Below are 19513 nucleotides of genomic sequence, written 5' to 3' on the forward strand. Positions count from 1 at the left end.
ATACCGCCATCCCGGCGATGCCGCTGGCTGGGCATAATGGCGTATCTGGCCGTTTTCAGCTACCCCCGGGGCTGTCCCGCCGGGCGCCCGAGCCGCCTGCCACCGCCCTTTTCGGCACGCCTATCGTGCAGCTCTCGTTGCTCGACTCACCCGTCTATCCCCCTGGTCACGCCGACTCCGCCGAGCCCGTGCCCATGCCTAGACATTGCAAAGGCTATGTCAGACAAATGGCGAATAGCGCTTCGCGCCCACTTATCCGACACTCCGCAGCGTAATGCGGCACGCCTGTGATGGCGCCGCTGGGATGCATTCAACCAGGAACTGCCCCAATGCATGCATGGACTCTGATTTCGTTTCTCTTCTTCACGGGGCTGGTCGCCTTGATCACATGGCGTATCACCCACCGTGACGATCTCAGCAACACCCGCGGCTACTTTCTCGCCGGGCGCAGCCTGACCTTTCCGCTGATCGCCGGTTCGCTACTGATGACCAACCTCTCCACCGAGCAGATGGTGGGGCTCAACGGCGCCGCCTTTGCCGACGGTCTCAGCGTGATGGCGTGGGAAGTGGTTGCCGTGGTCGCGCTGGTACTGCTGGCACTGTTCTTCCTGCCGCGCTTTCTGCGCAGCGGTATCACCACCGTGCCACAGCTGCTGCTGGAGCGCTTCGGCCCGACCACCCAGTTGATCTGCAACGTGATCTTCCTGATCGCCTACGCGGTGATCCTGCTGCCGATCATTCTCTACTCCGGCGCCGTGGGCCTGCAGGGAATGCTCGACCTACCAGTGCTGACCGGCATCGACTCGAGCACCACTCTGCTGTGGCTGACGGTCTGGGGCGTAGGCCTGATCGGCGCGGTCTATGCGCTGTTCGGCGGGCTGCGCACGGTCGCGGTGTCCGACACCATCAACGCCATCGGCCTGCTGGTGGGCGGCCTGCTGATCGTCTACCTGGGGCTCGACGCGGTGGGTGGTGGCAATGGCATCGCCGCCGGCTGGCACGCGATCCAAGAAGCTCAGCCGGAGCGTCTGAACTCCCTCGGCGGGCCGGACCAGCAGGTCCCGTGGCCGACGCTGTTCACCGGGGTGTTCCTGATCAACCTGTTCTATTGGTCCACCAACCAGCAGATCATCCAGCGTACCTTCGCCGCGCGCAGCCTCGCCGAAGGCCAGAAAGGGGTGCTGCTGACCGGTTTCCTCAAGCTGCTCGGCCCGCTCTACCTGGTGCTGCCGGGGATCATCGCCTTCCAGCTCTACGCCGGCGACGGTATCGCCCCGGATCAGGCCTACGGCCATCTGGTGTTCCACCTGCTGCCGCCGTGGCTGACCGGCTTCTTTGCCGCGGTGATGGTCGGCGCCATCCTCTCCTCGTTCAACTCGGCGCTCAACAGCACCACCACGCTGTTCAGCCTGGGCCTCTACAAGGGTGTGTTCCGCAAGGACGCCAGCGAAGCCGAGGTGGTCAAATCGGGCAAGGTATTCGGCTGGATCATGGCGGTGGCATCGATGGCGATCGCCCCGCTGCTGGCCGGTCAGGAGAGCCTGTTCGACTATCTGCAGACGATGAACGCGATCTACTTCATCCCCATCCTGGCGGTGGTGATCGTCGGCCTGGTGACCAAGCGCGTTCCCGAGAGCGCCGCCATCTTCGGCCTGATCGGCGGTATCGTGCTGATCGCACTGGGCTACTTCGTGCCGCCGTTCAACGCCATCCTCGACCTGACCAACCAGTATCACTTCGTCGCTGGGGTGTTCGTGCTGCTGATCCTCGGCATGCTGCTGATCGGCAAGATCGCACCGCGGCGTGAGGCCTGGATCCAGGAAGACGTCAAGGCAGTCGACCTGACCCCGTGGAAAGGCGCGGTGCCGGTGGGCATCCTGCTGCTGGTGCTGGTGTTCGCGATCTACCTCACCTTCGCCAACTGAGTGCGTCGAGGCCGGCCGCATTCAGCGCCCGGCGACGATACGGACTCATCCAGAACGCCCCGCCCTGTGCGGGGCGTTCGCGTATCCGAGCGTCCTTTTTCCGCGCGGCCCTTGCCTGAACAGCGGTTTACCCACACATTTCAGCTACCCTGACGGCGAATGCGTGCGGATAACGAGGCGATGCCCCGAGACCTGACCCAAGAGATTCACAACCTGATCGAGCGCGGCCGCGATCGCCAGCTGCGTCTGGCGGTGACCGGGCTCTCCCGCGCCGGCAAGACCGCGTTTCTGACCTCGCTGGTCAACCAGCTGCGTCATGCCGGTATCGATGCCCGGCTGGACCTGCTCAAGCCGGCCCGCGAAGGCCGCCTGCTGGGCGCCCAGCGGATGTCGCAGCCTGACCTGGGCATTCCGCGCTTCCCCTACGACGAGGCGCTCGCCAGCCTCTCCGGCGAGCCGCCGCGCTGGCCCGAGCCGACCCGCGGGATCAGCGAGCTGCGCCTCAAGCTGCGCTTCAAGACCCGACGCGCCCGCGGCCTGCTCGGCGATACCGCCAACCTGACCCTGGATCTGATCGACTATCCCGGCGAGTGGCTGCTCGACCTGCCGCTGCTCGGCCACGACTTCCTCGGCTGGAGCGAGACCCAGCTCGCGGCCATGGGCCCCGAGCGCCAGCGCTTCGCCGAGCCGTGGCGTCGCGCGGTTACCGCCCATCGCCCTGACGAGACGCTCGACGAGACCCGCCTGGCCGAGCTTGCGAGGCTTTACGCCGACACCCTCCGGCAGGCCCGTGAGGCCGGCTTCTCGCATCTGCAGCCGGGGCGCTTCCTGCTCCCCGGCGAGCTCGAGGGCGCGCCGGTGCTGCAGTTCTTTCCGCTGCCCGGCATCGCCGAGGCGGACCGCCGCCAGCTCGAAGCGCTGCCCGCCGAGAGCCTCTACAAGACCCTGACGCGGCGCTTTCGCCACTACCAGCAGCACGTGGTCAAGCCGTTCTACCGCGAGCACTTTCGCCGCTTCGATCGTCAGATCGTGCTGGTCGACGTGCTCGGTGCGCTCAACGCCGGCCCCGAACGCTTCGAGGATCTCGCCGCCGCCCTGACCACGCTGATGCAGAGCTTCGACTATGGCAAGCGCGGCCTGATCAACCGGCTGTTCGCGCCGCGTATCGACCGGCTGGCGATCGCCGCCACCAAGGCCGATCACGTCACCCCGGATCAGCACCCCCATCTGGTTGCGCTGCTCGAGTCGCTGCTGGCCGAACCGCTCAAGGATCTGCGCTACGCCGACGTTCCAGTGCGCGCTTTCTCGCTCGCGGCGATCCGCGCCACCGAGAATCGCGAGGTGGAAAGCGACGGCCAGCGCCAGCCAGCGCTGCGCGGCCACGGCCTCGACGACGCCCCACTGCTGCTCTATCCCGGTGATGTCCCCGCGCGGCTGCCCGACGCCGGTTTCTGGCAGCGCCAGGGCTTCACCTTCACCGCCTTTCGCCCGCCGCAGGCCGATGGCGGCGCGCTGCCGCACATCCGTATGGACGCAGCGCTCGACTGGCTGCTGGGAGACAAACTGCGATGAGCGATCCACGCCCCGGCCGCCGCTTCGACCAGCCCGCCGCCAGCGACGAGCGCACCGGCGACGACGCGACGCTGCGCGGCGCGCACGCCTACCTGCCCGAGCAGGCCTCGACCCCGGCGCCCGAGGAGGAGATGCCCTCGCCGGCGCTGGACGCCGCCCTGGCGCCCCCGCGCAAGCGCCGCTGGGGGCTGCTGGTGCTGTTCAGCGCCAGCCTGGGGTTGGGCACGCTGGAGGCGGGCCAGACCCTCTACCATGCCACCCTGGGCGGCGACTGGCTGGCCGGCGCCTGGAGCGCGCTGGGACTGCTGGCCATCGGCCTCGGCGGCAAGGCGCTGCTGGGTGAGCTGTGGCGACTGCGCAAGCTGCGCCGCCACGCACGCCTGCGCGAGCGTCTCGACGACACCTGGCCGGCCAGCGGCGAAGGCGCCCAGGAGAACGCCGAACCGCTAGCGCTGGCCGAGGCGCTGCGCACCCAGATGGGGCTCGCGCAGGGGCATCCGCACTGGCAATCCTTCATCGCCGCGCACGAGGCGCATCACAGCGCCGCCGAGACCCGTGAACTGCTCGCCTGGCACCTACTGCGCCCGCGGGATCAGGCCGCGCGCCGGCTGATCACACGAATGTCGGGAGAGACCGCAGTGATGGTCGCAGTGAGCCCGCTGACCCTCGTCGACATGGCGCTGATGGCCTGGCGCAACATCGCCATGCTCGATCGTATCGCCGCGCTCTATGGCTTGCAGCTCGGCTACGCTAGCCGCCTGCGCCTGTTCCGCGAGGTGCTGCGCAACATGGCCTTCGCCGGCGCCAGCGAGATGGTCACCGATGCCGGCATGGATCTACTGTCGATGAACCTCGCCGCCAAGCTCTCCACCCGCGCCGGTCAGGGGCTGGGCGCAGGCCTGCTGACCGCGAGGCTCGGCCTGCGAGCCATCGCCACCACCCGCCCGATCGCCTTTACCGCCGACGAGCGCCCGCGCCTGGCCGATCTCCGCCGCGAGGTATGGCAGCAGCTGCGCCGGCTGGACGATTCGGCCCAGAGCGGCCGCGAGCCGAGCTGACCGCCAACGTAGAACACAGGCATGTTGTAAGCGCCCTCTCAGAGGGTGTTTACAAATTCGGCGAGCGAAGGCAAGACAAGGCAAAATCGGTCGAAAAAGCGGAGTTTACACGGGGTAAATGAGCATTTTGAGGCCGATTTTAACGCCGTATTGTCGAGCGCAGGCATTTTGTAAACACCCTCTCAGTCGAGCGCGAAGAAACGCCGCAGGGTATGCGCCACCGCCGCCTCGTGATGGGCGCCGATGCGCTCCGCCCGGGGCAGCCGCGCGATCACCTCGGGATGGGCATTGGCGACCACGAAGGCGTTGCCCGCCAGCGTCAGCATCTCAATGTCGTTGAAGTTATCGCCGAAGGCCAGCGCCTGGGAAGCGGGCATCGCCAGCGCCGCCAGCGTCTGCGCCAGCGCGCTGCCCTTGTCGACCCCGCGCTGCATCACCTCTAGCGAATTGGCCGCCGAATAGGTGATGTGCAGGGCATCACCGTAGCGCTCGCGCAGCGTGCGCTCGAGCGGCGCGAGCAGCGCCGGCTCGCCGATATAGAGCACCTTGCTCACCGCCTCCTGACTCAGGTCACGCAGCGCATCGACCTGGTAGGTGAAACCGGTCATCGCATGCAGCGGCAACAGCTCCGGCGCCTCGGCGTCGATCAGCCAGCGCTCGCGGGTATACAGATTGAGCCGCACCGCCGCCGGCCGCGGCAGCGCCACCAGCGCCTCCACCAGCGCCGGCGGTACCGGGCGTTCACTGACCACGCGGTCGTCGGCATCGAATACGCAGGCGCCGTTGCTGCTGATGATCCAGGCGGGGAGTTCGAGCTGGCGCCGGATCAAGGCGATATCGAGGTGGTGACGCCCGGAGGCCAGCGCCAGGGTGTGGCCGCGCGCGACCAGTTGCGCCAGGGTCTCGCGGGTCAACGCGGCGACACGGTGCTCGGCGTCGAGCAGCGTGCTGTCGAGATCGCTGGCAATCAGATAGGGGGGCATGAGCGCTCCTGTAGCTCTGGCAAATGGGACTCGGGCGGATGGGACTCGGGCGGATGGGACTGGGTGCGAGCGCAGCCTGCGCTCACTGAGCGCTTACGACGCGCGAGCAAAGCGCCACACCCCGGCGCGGGCGATGCAGGCATCGTCCACGCCCCAAGATACCACTGTCGCGCCGCGCGTGAGGCTCAGTCAGCCAGACTCCTGGCCACGGCCGCCGCCTGTGGCCCCATCACCACATGCAGGGTACCGTCGGCGAAGCGCTGCACCCCGGCGGCGCCCAGTCCGCGCAGCGTGGCTTCGTCCAACTGCCGACGATCGGCCAGTTCGAGGCGCAGCCGGGTCGTGGCGACGACGCTCACCTGGCGCAGGTTGTCGTGTCCGCCCACAACCGCCAGCCACGCCGCCCGGGAGTCGGCATCGAGCTCGGCGGTGGCCAGCGCGGCGTGCTCCGCGTCCCCCGCCGCGGGCCCCGGCGCGGCATCGACAGCCGCCCCCTGCTGGCGCAGCGCGCTGCGGATATCGTCGGCCACGGCGTCGGCGATCGGCCCCAGGATCACCTGCAGCCCGCCGCCGCGCAGCCGCAGAATGCCACGCGCGCCCAGCGCCTTGAGCGCCGCCTCGTCGATGGACTCCGCCTCTTTGGTCACCAGCCGCAACCGCGTGGTGCAGGCGCCCACGCTGAGCAGATTGGCCGCCCCGCCCAGAGCCTCGACGAACGCGGGTCCGCGCGGGCCGGCCTGGGTCGCCGCGGTCGCGCTCGCCGTCTCGGGCTCACGCCCCGGCGTGGGTAGATCGAAGCGCGCGATGGCCCAGCGGAACACCAGGTAGTAGAGCGCGAAGTAGGCCAGCCCCACCGGGATCATCATCCAGCCGTGGGTCGAAAGCCCGTAGGAGAGCGCATAGTCGAAGGCGCCAGCGGAGAAGGTGAAACCGAGCTTGACCCCGAGCAGATCCATCAGCGCCATCGACAGGCCGGTCATCAGCGCATGGAAGGCGTAGAGCAGCGGCGCCAGGAACATGAACGAGAACTCGATCGGCTCGGTCACCCCGGTGAGGAAAGCGGTCAGCGCCAGCGACAGCAGCAGCCCGCCGACCTGGGCGCGGCGGCCCCGCGGCGCAGCGTGGTACATCGCCAGCGCCGCGGCCGGCAGCCCGAACATCATCACCGGGAAGAAGCCCGCCATGAAGCCGCCGGCACTGGGGTCGCCGGCGAAGAAGCGGTTGAGGTCACCGGTCGCACCGTCGTAGCTGCCGAATACGAACCACACGAAGCTGTTGAGCACATGGTGGAGGCCGGTGACGATCAGGATGCGATTGAGCACGCCGTAGACGAAAAGCCCCAGATCGCCGGCATCGATCAGCCACTGGCCGAGCTGGTCGATGGCGTGCTGGATCGGCGGCCAGATCATCCCGAAGAGCCCGCCGAGCGCCACCGCGGAGAGCCCGGTGACGATGGGGATGAAGCGCCGCCCGCCGAAGAACGCCAGATAGTCCGGCAGCTTGATCGCCTTGTAGCGATTGTAGAGCAGCCCGGCCACGCTACCGATGATGATCCCGCCGAGCACGCCCATGTTGATCTCGGGATTGAGCGTCTCGAGCACCGCCTCCAGCACCAGGTAACCGACCACTCCGGCCAGCCCGGCGGCACCGTTGTCGTCATCGGCGAACCCCACCGCCACGCCGATGGCGAAGATCAGCGCCAGGTGGGAGAACACCGCGTTGCCGGCATTGGCGATGAACCCGATGTCGAGCAGGTCGGGCTGGCCCAGGCGCAGCAGCAGCCCCGCCACCGGCAGCACGGCAATGGGCAGCATCAACGAGCGCCCGAGTTTCTGCAGTCCGGCCATCAGCCGGATACCCATCGTCTGGAGCATGACCCTCTCCTGGCTATTGTGCTTGTACTAGTGTTAGTGCGTGTGAATATGGCTTCGGCGCGGGGTCACGCCGGTGCGTCGGTTGCCGAGGCATCGAGCCACGCCGCCAGCGCCGCGCGCACCGCCGCACCGTCGTCCAGCGCCAGCAGTTCCGGCACCCGCGCGGCCAGGGCCGCGGCGTCGAGCTCGCGCAGCCAGGCCTTGATAGCGGCGATGCCGGCGGCTTCCAGCGACAGCTCGTCGACCCCCATCGCCACCAGCAGCGCCGCCGCCAGTGGATCGCCGGCGGCCGCTCCGCACACCCCGACCGGGCAGCGGCCTCGGGCCCCCTCGAGGGTGGCCTGGATCAGCCGCAGCACGCCGGGATGGAGCACGTCACAGTGCGCCGCCAGCGCCGCCACCTCGCGGTCCATGGCCAGGGCGTACTGGGTCAGGTCGTTGGTGCCAACGGAGAAGAAGTCGGCCTCCCGGGCCAGGCTCGCGGCGCACAGCGCCGCCGACGGCACCTCGATCATCACCCCGAGGGCCGGCAGTCGGTCGACCCCGAGTGCAGCGGCACGCGCCGCCAGACGCTGGCGCACCCAGCGCAGCTCACCGACATCGCTGACCATCGGCAGCATCAGCTGCAGCGGCGTCGCCGCGTCCGCCGCCGGCGCCTCGTTGCCTGCCAGCAGCAGTGCATCGAGCTGGGTCTCGAACAGCTCGGGAAAGGTCTGCCACAGGCGGATACCGCGCTCGCCCAGGGCCGGATTGGGGGCCGCCGGCAGGCTCAGATAGTCGAGCTGCTTGTCGGCGCCGATATCGAGCAGGCGCACGATCACCGGCTTGCCGCCGAGCGCGGCCAGCGCGGCGGCGTACTCTTGGCGCTGAGCCTCGCGGGTCGGCGCTGCGCTGCGCCCCAGGAACAGAAACTCGCTGCGCAACAGGCCCACGCCATCGGCTCCCGCGCGCGCGGCGGCCTGCGCCTCCGCCGCCGAACCGACATTGGCCGCGACCTGCACCTGGCGACCGTCGCGGGTGATCACCGCCGCACCGGCCTGCTCGGCCGCGCTGCGCGCCTGTGCCTGGCGGCGTTCACGTTCGGCCACGAACGCCGCCAAACGCTCGGCGTCGGGCGCGCGCTCGAGCACGCCGCGGGTGGCATCGAGCACCGCCTGCTCGGCGTCGAGCTGGAGCAGCGCCTCGCCCAGCCCCATCACGCAGGGGATGCCCCGCGCCCGGGCGAGAATGGCCAGATGCGAAGTGGCACCCCCGGCGGCCAGACACAGCCCCTGGATACGCCCGGCCACGGCCACGAACTGCGACGGCGTCATCTCGCGGGCGATCAGAATCGCCCCATCGAGATCGTCATCCGCGGCTTCCGCAGCACCGTTGTCCGCCGCCAGCACCACCATCACCCGCCGCTGCAGGTCACGCAGATCGTCGACGCGCGCCGCCAACAGCGCGCTGTCGCTCTGGCGCAGGCGCTCGACCTCCGCCTGCAGGGCCGCGTACCAGCCCTGCCCGGCGCTCTGCCCCGCATTGATATGGCGCTCGGCCGCCGCGCGCAGCGCCGGGTCTTCCAGCCACGCCAGGTGGGCGTCGAAGATCTCCGCCTCCTCCTGTTGCCCCTGGGTCTCGGCCGAGCGTCGGGCAGCTTCCAGCGTCGCGGCGACCGTCTCCAGCGCCACCGCCAGCGCCTGACGCTCCGCCGCCGGGTCGGCGGCCGTCTCGGCGACCCGCGGCAGCGGCGGGTCGTAGCGCCGCAGCGGACCGATCGCGATCCCGGCGCTGGCGCTGATGCCCCGCAGCAAGCCCTCCTCCAGTTGGCGCACGCCGCTCACCGGCGGCGCGGTCTCGGGCGCCGTGGAAACGTTCCCGGTCGGCGCGGCGTCGGGCGCCGTGGACACGGCCTCGGGCGCCATGGACACATCAGACGCCTCCTCGGCGCCCAGCAGCGCACTGGCGGCGGCGAGTGCCGCCTGACGCTGCGCGCCCCGGGCCACCAGGGTCACCCGACTGCCCTGAACCAGCCCCAGGTTGAGCAGCGCGCTGACACTCGCGGCGTCGGCCTCACGGCCATCCGCTGTCACCAGCCGCAGGGCGACGTCGTGCGCCCGGGCAATGGCACGCAGACGCGCCGCCGGGCGTGCATGGATACCGCTGGCGGCGGCGACGGTCGCCCCGCCGCGGGCCTCGGCGCCTTCGTCGGTACATTCGCCAGTACCTTCGCCAGTACCTTCGCCAGTACATTCGTCAGTACATTCATCGACGCTACTCGCCGCATCGCGCCCCGCATCACTCACCGCCTGAGTGGCGCTCGCACTGTCTGTGCCCGCGACAGCCTCGCCATGGCAGAGCAGCAGCGGCTCGCCACGCTCGACCACCTGCCCCGGGGTCACCAGCAGCTCGAGGCGCTGGTCCACGGCGTTGGTCAGCACGATCGGTGTCAACAGCGCTCTGGCCTGGCGCGCCACCCGGTCGGCGTCGAAGCGCAGCAGCGGCGTGCCGGCGCTGACCCGCTCCCCCTCGGCGACCAGCAGGCTGAAGCCGTCGCCGGCCAGATCGACGGTATCGAGTCCCAGGTGCAACAGCCACTCGCCACCGGCAGCGTCGCGCAGGGTCAGCGCATGGCGCGTGCGCGCGCACTGGATCACCTCGCCGTCGCAGGGAGCGTGAAGGGCGTCGTCGAGCGGATCGAGCGCAATCCCGGGCCCCAGGGCCTCGGCGGCGAAGACCGGATCGGGTAGCTCACCGAGCGCCACCACCAGGCCTCGCAAGGGCGCACTGAGCATGTGAGGAGAAGCAGCCATGAGACCTCCGGCGGCGTGTCAAAGCATGAATGGATGGCGCCTGTCCGCGCCCCCACCCGAGATAGTGAATGGGGGCGACGGGGAGGCGACCGAGCGTAAAATTAGGTTTTGTGCGAAAAGTCAGCGAGCGAAGGCAAGACAAGGCAAAAATTGGCGAAAACGCGGAGTTTACGGGGTGTAAATGAGCATTTTGACCGGGCTGGCGATCCAGCCGATTTTTAACGCCGTATTGCCGAGCGCAGGTAGTTTTCGTACAAAACCTAGAGTGTTCGGGTCACCTTCTGCAGGTGCCGCGGACGATCGGGATCCCCGCCCCGGGCCACCGCCAGACGCGCCGCCATGACGTAGAAGCTCTGGATCACCGCCAGCGGCTGTAGATCGTCGTGACCGGCGTCACTCACGTCCAGCTCGCGCCCGGCGACGCTGGCGTCCGCCGCCAGCAGCACCCGCGCGCCGACTCCGCGCAGCCACGCCGCCAGGTCGAGCAGGCCGGCCTGATCCGGCCCCGGTGGTGCCAATACCAGCACCGGGTAGCCGGGTTCGATCAGCGCCATCGGGCCGTGCTTGACCTCGGCGGCACTGAACGCCTCGGCCTGAATGCCGCAGGTCTCCTTGAACTTGAGCGCCGCCTCCTGGGCGACGGCGAGCCCCACCCCGCGCCCGATCACAAGCAGCCGATCGGCGCCGCTCAATGCCTCCACCGCGGCTTGCCAATCGCAGGCGGCGGCGCTTTCCAGCCGCTCGGGTAGCCGCTCGAGGGCACGCAGCAACTCAGGGTCGCCCTGCCACGTCGCGATCAGATGCGCCGTGGCGGCCAGAGTCGCGAGATAGCTCTTGGTCGCGGCCACGCTGCGCTCGACCCCGGCATGCAGGCCCAGGTGGTGCTGCGAGACCGACGCCAGCTCGGCGTCGGGGGCGTTGACCAGCGCCAGGGTGCGCGCCCCGCCCGCGGCCAGCGCGCGCTGGGTAGCGATCAGATCGGGGCTCGCCCCGGACTGCGAGATCGCCAATGCCAGCTGCCCGGAGACCCGCCACGGCGTCCCGGCGAGGGTGGTCAGCGACGGCGGAATCGAGGCGATCGGCAGCCCGAGGCGCTTCATGCCGAGATAGGCGAAGTAGGCCGCCGCGTGATCGGAGCTGCCACGGGCCACGGTCACGGCCCCATGTAGATCCGCGGCGCGCAGCTCGCGCCCCAGCGCGGCCACCGTGGCGGCATTGGCCTGCCACTGCTCGCGCAGGCGTTGCGGCGCGCTCAGCGCCTCTTCCAGCATCAGCGACATGGGTCTGTCTCCGCGGTAGGCGCCGCATCGCGGCGGTGAACACATTCGCCGCCGACATAGACGGCGTCGAGATCGAGATCGGCGCTCATCACCGCCACGTCGGCGTGGGCGCCGGGGGCGAGCCGGCCGATCTCGTGCTCGCCGAGAAACTCCGCGGGGAAGCGCGACAGCCGCTGGGCGGCATCGGCCAGATCGAGACCGATGGCGACCAGATTGCGCAGCGCCTGATCCATGGTCAGGGTGCTGCCGGCGAGCGTGCCATCGGCCAGGCGCACCCCGCCCAGACACTTAGTGACGCGCTGCGCGCCAAGCCGATACTCGCCGTCGGGCATGCCCGCCGCCGCGGTGGAATCGGTCACCGCGTAGAGCCGCGGAATGCAGCGCAGCGCGGCGCGGATCGCCCCCGGGTGCACGTGCAGCAGGTCGGGGATGATCTCGGCGTACTCGGCATGGGCCAGGGCGGCACCGACCATGCCCGGCTTGCGGTGGTGCAGGCCGCTCATGGCGTTGAACAGGTGCGTGAAGCCACGGGCACCGTGGGCGAGCCCCGCCACGCCCTCTTCGTAGCTGCCCAGCGAGTGCCCCATCTGCACCCGCACGCCGCGCCCGTCCAGATGGCGGATCAGCTCGGCATGCCCGGAGAGCTCCGGGGCCAGGGTCAACAGCCGGATCGGTGCCAGCGCCAAAAGCGCCTCGACCTCCGCGATCACCCCGGGGCGCGCGCAGGGCGGTTGAGCGCCGAGCTTGCCGGGGTTGATATAGGGCCCTTCCAGATGGACCCCGAGCAGGCGCGCGGCGCGCTCGGGGGGCGCAGCGATCCACTCAGCGGCATCGCGCAGGGCGCGCTCGATCTCCGCCGCCGGTGCGGTCATGGTCGTGACCAGCAGGCTGGTAGTGCCGAAGCGCACATGGGTGCGTGCCAGGGTCGCCGCGGCCTCGCCCCCTCCATGGCGTCGGCACCGCCGCCGCCATGCACGTGCAGGTCGACGAACCCGGGCAGCAGCCGCGGATGCGCGTTGTCGTTGGGGTCGACCGCCTCGCCGTCGATCGCCGTCACCCGCCCTGCCTGCCAGCGCAGCCAGCCCAGGCGCCAGCCCTCCGGGGTCAGGATGTTACCGTACAGCATGTACTCTCCTCGGGTGATGCCGCCGCCGGCATCACTGCGTCAGTTCCACCATGAAGTCGTAGTAGTCGGTGCGGCAGTAGGTGACGGTCAGCTCAGCCGCGCGTCCGTCCGCCAGATAGCCCAGACGCGTCATTACCAGCAGCGCCTGGGACTCGGCGACCTCGGCCAGCGCCGCCAGCTCGGCGTCGGCGTTGCACGCAGAGACGTGCTGCAGCGCCCGCACCACCGGGGTGCCCTGACTCTCGAGATAGCGGTAGAGCGAGTGCTCGACCGCCTGCGGGTCAGCCACCACGCTCAGCGGCAGGCAGCTCTCCTCCACCGCCACCACCACGTCGTCGGCCAGGCGCAGACGCTTCAACCGCGCCACCCGGCTGTCCGCAGTCAGCCCCAGGCGCAGCCCCTCTTCCGCCGTGGGTACGCCCAGACGCCGCTCGAGCCAGCGCGAGCTGGGGCGATGTCCGCGCTGCACCAGCAACTCGGTGAAACTGGTGAGCCGGGTCAGTGACTGGTTGAGCCGGGGAGCGATGAAGGTGCCCGAGCCGCGGCTGCGCTGGATCAGCCCCAGCGCCACCAACCGGTCGAGCGCCTTGCGCGCGGTGATGCGGGAAATGTCCAGCGTCTCCGCCAGTACCCGTTCGGAGGGCAGCGCCTCGCCCGCCTCCCAGTCACCCGACTCGATCGCTTCGATCAGCTGCTGCGCCAGCTGCCGATAGAGCGGCGTGGCGCGCGAGGCATCGAGCTGCAGGCGGGAGAGTGACGACGGCATGGCGCGTTATTCCAGGGTTAGGCGTCAGGATGGATACCAGTTCAATACCACTAACATAACCACTGCAATACCACTTCACCAGCCCCCACTTTGGTCGTATCACGCATCCTCTGCCATGCTCGGAGATAGACCCAAAACGTCATCAAGCACGTCATCACGACAGCAAGGAGACATGAGATGAGCAAGACACTGGTCATCGGTGCCAACGGCCAGATCGGCCGCCGCTTCTGCCAGCAGGCCGCCGCCCAGGGCGCGCCGGTGCGGGCGATGCTGCGCGACACCTCCCAGCAGGCTTTCTTCGACGAACTGGGCGTCGAGAGCGTGATCGGCGATCTCGCCGGCGACATGACAGACGCTTTCGAGGGCTGCGACGCGGTGCTGTTCACCGCCGGCTCCGGCGCGTCCACCGGACTCGACCGCACCCTGATGATCGATCTCAATGGCGCCATGCGCGCGGTGGACGAGGCACGCAAAGCCGGCATCCGACGCTTCGTGATGGTTTCCACGCTGCACGTCGACCCGCTGGCAGGACCCGAGAAGCTGCAGCCCTATCTGGTCGCCAAGCGCGCCGCCGACGCCTACCTGATGTCCAGCGAACTCGACTGGACGGTACTGCGCCCGGGGCGTCTCACCGATGAACCGGGCCGCGGCCGCGTCGCGCTGTCGCAGGCGGCTGCGGCCAGCGGCGAGATATCACGCGACGACGTCGCCAGCGTTGCCCTGGCGGTGCTCGGGCACCCCGCCCCGGCGCGCGAGTATGTGCTACTGGCGGGCGACACCCCGATCGCCGAGGCGATGAGCGCGAGCTGAAGCCCCAGCCACGCCGGCCGGGGGCCTGGGGGCGGCGTGGCGGATTGGCGTGAAAAGGCGGGAATCCGTATAGTGGCGCTCTCGCCCAACGACCGATTCGATACGATGCTGCAGAACAACGCTCTTCTGGCCCAGCTGAAGCAAAACATCCGCGCCCAGACCCCGCGTGCCCAGGGCACGATCAAAGCCACCGACAAGGGCTTCGGTTTCCTCGAGACCGAGGACGGGACCTCCTACTTCATTCCCCCGCCCGCCATGAAGCAGGTTCTGCACGGCGACCGTATCGAGGCCGCGATCAAGGAGGATGGCGACAAGAAGCAGGCCGAACCGGAGAAGCTGATCGAAGCCTCTCTCGATCGCTTCATCGCCCGCGTGCAGCTGCGCGAGGGCCGCCTGGCGGTAATCCCCGACCATCCCTCGATCAACCAGCCGCTCAAGGCGCGCATCAAGCGCTCCCTCGACGAGGCCAGCATCGCCGACGGCGACTGGGTCGTGGCACGTCTGGTGCGCCATCCGCTGCGTGCCGACGACCGCGGCTTTTTCACCCAGATCGACGAGCTGGTGGTCAAGCGCGACGACCCTGCCGTGCCGTGGCGGGTGACCCTGGCGCGCCATGCGCTGGAGCAGGAGTGCCCGCCGGCGGCGGATTCCTGGCCGCTGCAGGAAGAGGGTCTCGAGCGCGAAGACCTCACCGCCGAGCCGTTCTTCACCATCGACGGTGAGAAGACCCGCGACATGGACGACGCCCTGCGCGTCGAGACCAGCGACGACGGCTGGACCCTGACCGTCGCCATCGCCGACCCCACCGCCTATGTCGACGAGACCCACCCGGCCGATCAGGAAGCGCGCACCCGCGCCTTCACCGTCTACCTGCCGGGTCAGAACGTGACCATGCTGCCGGAGGCGCTGGCCGACGATCTGTGCTCGCTCAAGCCCGACGTCGAGCGTCCGGTGCTCGCCTGCCGCCTGCAGGTGGGACGCGACGGCACCCTCGGCGAATATCGCTTCTTCGCCGCGACCATCCGCTCCCAGGCGCGGCTGGTCTACGACGACGTCTCCGACTGGCTCGAAGGCGTGGATAACGCCGAGACACCGGCGGCGGCGGTCGCGCCCCAGCTCGAGGCCCTGCGCGACCTGGCCCAGGCCCGGTCGGCCTGGCGCGAACAGAACACGCTGGTGTTCAAGGATCGCCCCGACTACGTCTTCGATCTCGACGACGCCGGCAACGTGCTCGCTATCCGTACCGAGACCCGCCGCACCGGCCAGCGCATGATCGAAGAGGCGATGATCGTCGCCAACGCCTGCTGCGCCGACCTGCTGTCGCGGGAAGTGGGGCACGGTATCTTCAACGTCCACCACGCCTTCGAGCCGGAGAAGCTCGACCCGGCGCTGGAGTTCCTCGCCGCCCAGGGGATCGAGGTGGAACGCGAACAGCTCAGCGAGCTGCCGCGCTACCGCGAGCTGCGCCGGGCGCTGGACAGCCGCGAGGACGCCTGGCTCGACGCCCGCCTGCGCCGCTTCCAGGGTTACACCAACATGTCGGCCCGCCCCGGCCCCCACTTCGGCCTGGGCCTGCCTGCCTACGCCACCTGGACCTCGCCGATCCGCAAGTACGGCGACATGGTCAATCATCGCCTGATCAAGCGCGTGCTCAAGGGTGAAGCGGCGCCGGCGGAAGCCAGCCAGCGGCTGACCGAGCAGCTGACCGAACGCCGCCGACTGAACCGAATGGCCGAGCGCGACGTCAAAGACTGGCTCTACGTGCGCTATCTGGGGCAGTTCCTGGATCAAGGCACGGTGTACGACGCCGATATCATCGATATCCGCCGCGGTGGCATGCGCGTCCGGCTGAGCGCCAACGGCGCCACCGCTTTCATTCCCGCGCCGATGCTGCACAGCGACCGCAATCAGGTGGCGATCGACGACAAGGAAGGCCGCATCCAGATCGCCGGCGAGCCGCGCTATCAACTGGGCGGCACGCTGCGCGTCAAGCTCGTCGAGGCGCGCGAAGCGACCCGCTCGCTGGTGGCGACACCCGCCGAGTGACACGAACCGAGCCGCGTGCGCCAGGGATGGCGCACTCAGGCTACCACCATGGTGTGAACACCCTGTGACAGCGACGCGATATACTGCTGTCTAGGAAAGACCTTCAACGCGCGGCGCGAGCGATCCGCCGGCACTCCGTCATCCGGTCTTTTCTGGCGTCATCGCCATTCTCGGGAATGCGCCGTATCGACAGGGATCGTTTTTTAGAGGAGCGGCTCGTTGCATATTGCCGACGTCACGATGTTCTATGCCCCTGCCAGTGGCGGGGTCCGTACCTACCTCGACGCCAAGCACCGGCGCCTGGCCAAACTTCCCGGGGTCACCTGCAGCCTGCTGATTCCCGGCGCCGAGCGCGTCTCCCATGACGGCGTCTACGAAGTCCCCTCGCCGCCGCTGCCGTTCAGCCAGGGCTATCGCTTTCCGCTGCGCCGTCGCGGCTGGAAACGCGAGCTCCTGCGGGTCAAGCCGGACATCATCGAAGCGGGCGACCCCTACGTCACCGGCTGGGCAGCGCTCGATGCCGGGCGCCAGCTCGACGTACCGGTGGTCGGCTTTTACCACTCGGACCTGCCGCGCCTGATCAGCAACCGCCTCGGCAGCGGCACCGACCGCCTGGTCGAGCGCTATGTCTATCGCCTCTACCGCCGTTTCGATCAGGTGCTGGCGCCCAGCCGAGTGATGGCCGAGCGGCTGACCCGACTGGGGATCGAGCAGGTCGCGGTACAGCCGCTGGGCGTGGATCTCGAGAGCTTCCATCCGCGTTTTCGCGATCCGGCGCTGCGCGCCAAGCTCGGCCTCGACGACGACACCAAGCTTCTGATCTTCGTCGGTCGCGGCTCGCGCGAGAAGAACCTGCATCACCTGCTGGAGATGGCGCGTCAACTGGGCAAGGGCTATCACCTGCTGCTGGTCGGCCCCAGCATGCCCAGCCAGACGCCGGACAACGTCAGCGTGATCGATCGCTATACCCCGACCGAGGAAGTTGCCGGCTGGCTCGCCTCCAGCGACGCCCTGGTTCACGCCGGCACCCAGGAGACCTTCGGCCTGGTCGCGCTGGAAGCGATGGCCAGCGGCATTCCGGTGATCGCCGCGCGCGCCGGCGCGCTGGCCGAGAACGTACCGCTGGGCTGCGGCCTGCTCAGCGAGCCGCACTCCCCTGCCGACATGGCCCGCGCGGTGCGCGAACTGTTCACCCAGCAGGATGCCGAACAGGCCGGACGCCGCGCGCGGCGCTACGTCGAGCGCCACCACGACTGGGACATCGTCATCGATGGCCTGCTCACGCACTATCGCCGCCTGACCAATGCCACCACCAGCGCCACGGCAGCGCAGCATGGGTCGCAGCATGGTTGAACGGCATTTTTCCCTGGTCCTGCACGACATCGCCCCGGAGACCTGGCCCGACTACCAGGGCTTCGTCGAGGCGATCGACCGTCTGAGCGAGCGTCTCGGCCCGATTCCCATCACCTGGCTGGTAGTACCCGACTTCCACGGTCGCGGCGCATGCCGCTATAGCGACGAGCTGCGCCGGGTCCTGGACAGCCGCCTCGCCCGCGGCGACGAACTGGTGCTGCACGGCTACTTTCACCGTGACGATGCGCCCCGACCGCGCACCCTGCACGACTTCTACATGCGCCGCATCTACACCTGGGAGGGGGAGTTCTATACCCTCGACCAGGCCACCGCCGGCGCCCTGCTCGACGACGGCATGGCGCAGTTCGACGCCTGTGGCTGGCCCCACGGCGGCTTCGTGGCACCGGCCTGGCTGATGAGCCAGGGCACCCGTGTCGCGCTGCGCCAGCGCCCCTTCACCTACACCAGTGACCCGCAGCAGCTCTACCGCTTGCCCGGTTTCGAGCCGATCAAGGCGCCGAGTATCGTCTGGAGCGCGCGCAGTGCCTGGCGACGCGGCATGTCGCGGGTGGTCAGTGCCGTCCAGCAGCGCCGCTTCAAGCAGGCCGCACTGCTGCGCCTGGCCCTGCATCCGGTCGACATGCGCTACCGCGTCTCCTACGACTACTGGTATCGGCTGGTGGAACAGCTCATGGGTGAAGGACGCCAGGCGGTGACCAAGCAGCACTGGCTGGATCATCACGCCCCCGACCTCGCCATGCGCAAGGATCGTTCGGCGGCATGAAACGGATCATCTGGTGTCTGGTGCTGGGCCTGGTGGCAGCACTGGCGATTCCCCTGCTGATCGGCGGGCGAGGTATCGTCACCGAGCTGCGCGGCTTTCCCACCTCCACGCTGCTGCTGATGCTGGGCATGATCTTTGTGTGCTGGAATCTCAACGCCCTGCGCCTGCGCCTGCTGCTGGCCGGGCGCGCCGGCAAGCTGTCCCAGGCGCGCGCCTTCTCGATCGTGATGGCCACCGAATTCGCCATCTGTGCCACCCCGGGTGGTACCGGCGGGCCGCTGACTCTGCTCGGCCTGCTCGCCCGGCGCGGAGTGCGCCCGGCGCAATCCTCGGCGATCTTTGCCGTCGACCAGCTCACCGACCTGCTGTTCTTCCTCTCCGGCCTGGTCGGCGTCGCCGCCTATGTGCTGATCGAAGCGGTCGATCTGCAGCTGGGCTGGCTGGTGGGCCTGCCCACGACGCTGCTGGTCAGCGCGCTGGCGATCCTGTGGCTGACGCTGAGCCACTACAACCGGGTGATGCAGGTGACCGGGCGCTGGCTCGAGAAGCTCAACGTCAAGCGCCGCTCGCGCTTCGGTCTGGCGCGGCGTCTGCTGCACTTTCGCAATTCGCTGGTCGAGACCCTGCGCCTGCCGCGCTGGCTGCTGTTCGCCATCTTCCTGCTCTGCTGCGCCCACTGGCTGGTGCGCTACAGCGTACTGTTCCTGGTGGTACAGGGGCTGGGGCAGCATATCGACTGGGCCTGGACCTTCCTGGTGCAGATGGTATCGATGGCCGCCGGCCAGCTGAGCTTTTTGCCCGGGGGCGCCGGCGGTGCCGAACTCACCTCCTCGGCACTGCTGACGCCGCTGATCGGCGCCCAGGCAGCGGCCGCCTCGGTGCTGATCTGGCGCTTCGTCACCTACTACTTCTATCTGCTGGCCGGCTTCCCGATCTTTCTCGCCACCGCCGGCCGCGCCTTTTTGCGCATGATGGCGCGCCGCCAGCAGCGGCGCTGAGCGCCGCTGCCGTGATCGGCGCCGCACAGGCCTGATCTAGCGCCCGGGAGATTGCCGGGGCCAAGCTCGTCGCACTGTTTCCCAGCCACGCTCTGTTTGCCAGTCAACTAATGGCGCCCAGCGCCGCCGGCGATCGATCTCCGATA

Annotated in this window: 15 protein-coding genes; 8 read left to right on the forward strand and 7 right to left on the reverse strand. The window is 69.0% G+C overall.

What is annotated here, in order from left to right:
* The first annotated feature begins 329 nt into the window (after positions 1-329).
* The 3 genes from QO259_RS11520 to QO259_RS11530 all read left to right on the forward strand — a co-directional run bounded on the left by QO259_RS11520 (position 330) and on the right by QO259_RS11530 (position 4555).
* A complete protein-coding gene (locus tag QO259_RS11520) occupies positions 330-1925 on the forward strand; it encodes a solute:sodium symporter family transporter (protein WP_285950080.1) in 1596 nt (531 codons plus the stop codon).
* A gap of 180 nt (positions 1926-2105) precedes the next feature.
* The gene (locus QO259_RS11525; protein ID WP_285950081.1) at positions 2106-3497 is read left to right on the forward strand and encodes a YcjX family GTP-binding protein; all 1392 of its coding nucleotides are present in this window, start codon (positions 2106-2108) and stop codon (positions 3495-3497) included.
* Complete coding sequence (locus QO259_RS11530) at positions 3494-4555, forward strand: YcjF family protein (RefSeq protein WP_285950082.1); 1062 nt, start codon at positions 3494-3496, stop codon at positions 4553-4555. The genes QO259_RS11525 and QO259_RS11530 overlap by 4 nt, the downstream gene beginning before the upstream one ends.
* Positions 4556-4737: 182 nt before the next feature.
* On the opposite strand, the gene QO259_RS11535 is transcribed toward QO259_RS11530, so the two are convergent.
* The 7 genes from QO259_RS11535 to QO259_RS11565 form a co-directional block, all read right to left on the reverse strand.
* On the reverse strand, positions 4738-5538 hold the full coding sequence (locus QO259_RS11535) for a Cof-type HAD-IIB family hydrolase (protein WP_285950083.1): 801 nt from the start codon (positions 5536-5538) through the stop codon (positions 4738-4740).
* Between the two features lie 185 nt (positions 5539-5723).
* Positions 5724-7412, reverse strand: coding sequence for an N-acetylglucosamine-specific PTS transporter subunit IIBC (gene nagE / locus QO259_RS11540; protein WP_285950084.1), 1689 nt, complete (start codon positions 7410-7412; stop codon positions 5724-5726).
* Positions 7413-7477: 65 nt separating this feature from the next.
* Complete coding sequence (gene ptsP / locus QO259_RS11545; protein WP_285950085.1) at positions 7478-10204, reverse strand: phosphoenolpyruvate--protein phosphotransferase; 2727 nt, start codon at positions 10202-10204, stop codon at positions 7478-7480.
* A 260-nt stretch (positions 10205-10464) separates the two neighbouring features.
* The gene (locus QO259_RS11550) at positions 10465-11484 is read right to left on the reverse strand and encodes an SIS domain-containing protein (protein ID WP_285950086.1); all 1020 of its coding nucleotides are present in this window, start codon (positions 11482-11484) and stop codon (positions 10465-10467) included.
* On the reverse strand, positions 11475-12392 hold the full coding sequence (locus tag QO259_RS11555) for an N-acetylglucosamine-6-phosphate deacetylase (protein WP_285950087.1): 918 nt from the start codon (positions 12390-12392) through the stop codon (positions 11475-11477). Before QO259_RS11555 ends, QO259_RS11550 begins: the two co-directional genes overlap by 10 nt.
* The gene (locus QO259_RS11560) at positions 12353-12610 is read right to left on the reverse strand and encodes a hypothetical protein (RefSeq protein WP_285950088.1); all 258 of its coding nucleotides are present in this window, start codon (positions 12608-12610) and stop codon (positions 12353-12355) included. The genes QO259_RS11555 and QO259_RS11560 overlap by 40 nt, the downstream gene beginning before the upstream one ends.
* 31 nt (positions 12611-12641) lie before the next feature.
* On the reverse strand, positions 12642-13376 hold the full coding sequence (locus QO259_RS11565; RefSeq protein ID WP_285950089.1) for a GntR family transcriptional regulator: 735 nt from the start codon (positions 13374-13376) through the stop codon (positions 12642-12644).
* 177 nt (positions 13377-13553) lie between these two features.
* Here QO259_RS11565 and QO259_RS11570 point away from each other — a divergent pair, with 177 nt between their 5' ends.
* The 5 genes from QO259_RS11570 (at position 13554) to gpgF (ending at position 19367) form a co-directional block, all read left to right on the forward strand.
* Positions 13554-14186 carry an SDR family oxidoreductase gene (locus QO259_RS11570; protein ID WP_285950090.1) on the forward strand — a complete coding sequence of 211 codons (633 nt, stop codon included), beginning with the start codon at positions 13554-13556 and terminating at the stop codon, positions 14184-14186.
* A gap of 105 nt (positions 14187-14291) precedes the next feature.
* Positions 14292-16232 carry an exoribonuclease II gene (locus tag QO259_RS11575; protein WP_285950091.1) on the forward strand — a complete coding sequence of 647 codons (1941 nt, stop codon included), beginning with the start codon at positions 14292-14294 and terminating at the stop codon, positions 16230-16232.
* Between the two features lie 219 nt (positions 16233-16451).
* The gene (gpgS, locus tag QO259_RS11580; protein ID WP_285950092.1) at positions 16452-17585 is read left to right on the forward strand and encodes an N-acetylglucosaminyl phosphatidylglycerol synthase; all 1134 of its coding nucleotides are present in this window, start codon (positions 16452-16454) and stop codon (positions 17583-17585) included.
* Positions 17578-18369: an N-acetylglucosaminyl phosphatidylglycerol deacetylase gene (gene gpgD / locus QO259_RS11585; protein ID WP_285950093.1), complete on the forward strand. Its 792-nt coding sequence runs from the start codon at positions 17578-17580 to the stop codon at positions 18367-18369. The genes gpgS and gpgD overlap by 8 nt, the downstream gene beginning before the upstream one ends.
* Complete coding sequence (gene gpgF, locus QO259_RS11590; protein WP_207031037.1) at positions 18366-19367, forward strand: glucosaminyl phosphatidylglycerol flippase; 1002 nt, start codon at positions 18366-18368, stop codon at positions 19365-19367. Before gpgD ends, gpgF begins: the two co-directional genes overlap by 4 nt.
* The last annotated feature ends 146 nt before the right edge of the window (positions 19368-19513 follow it).

This window comes from Salinicola sp. JS01, from assembly GCF_030284585.1.
GTDB lineage: Bacteria > Pseudomonadota > Gammaproteobacteria > Pseudomonadales > Halomonadaceae > Salinicola.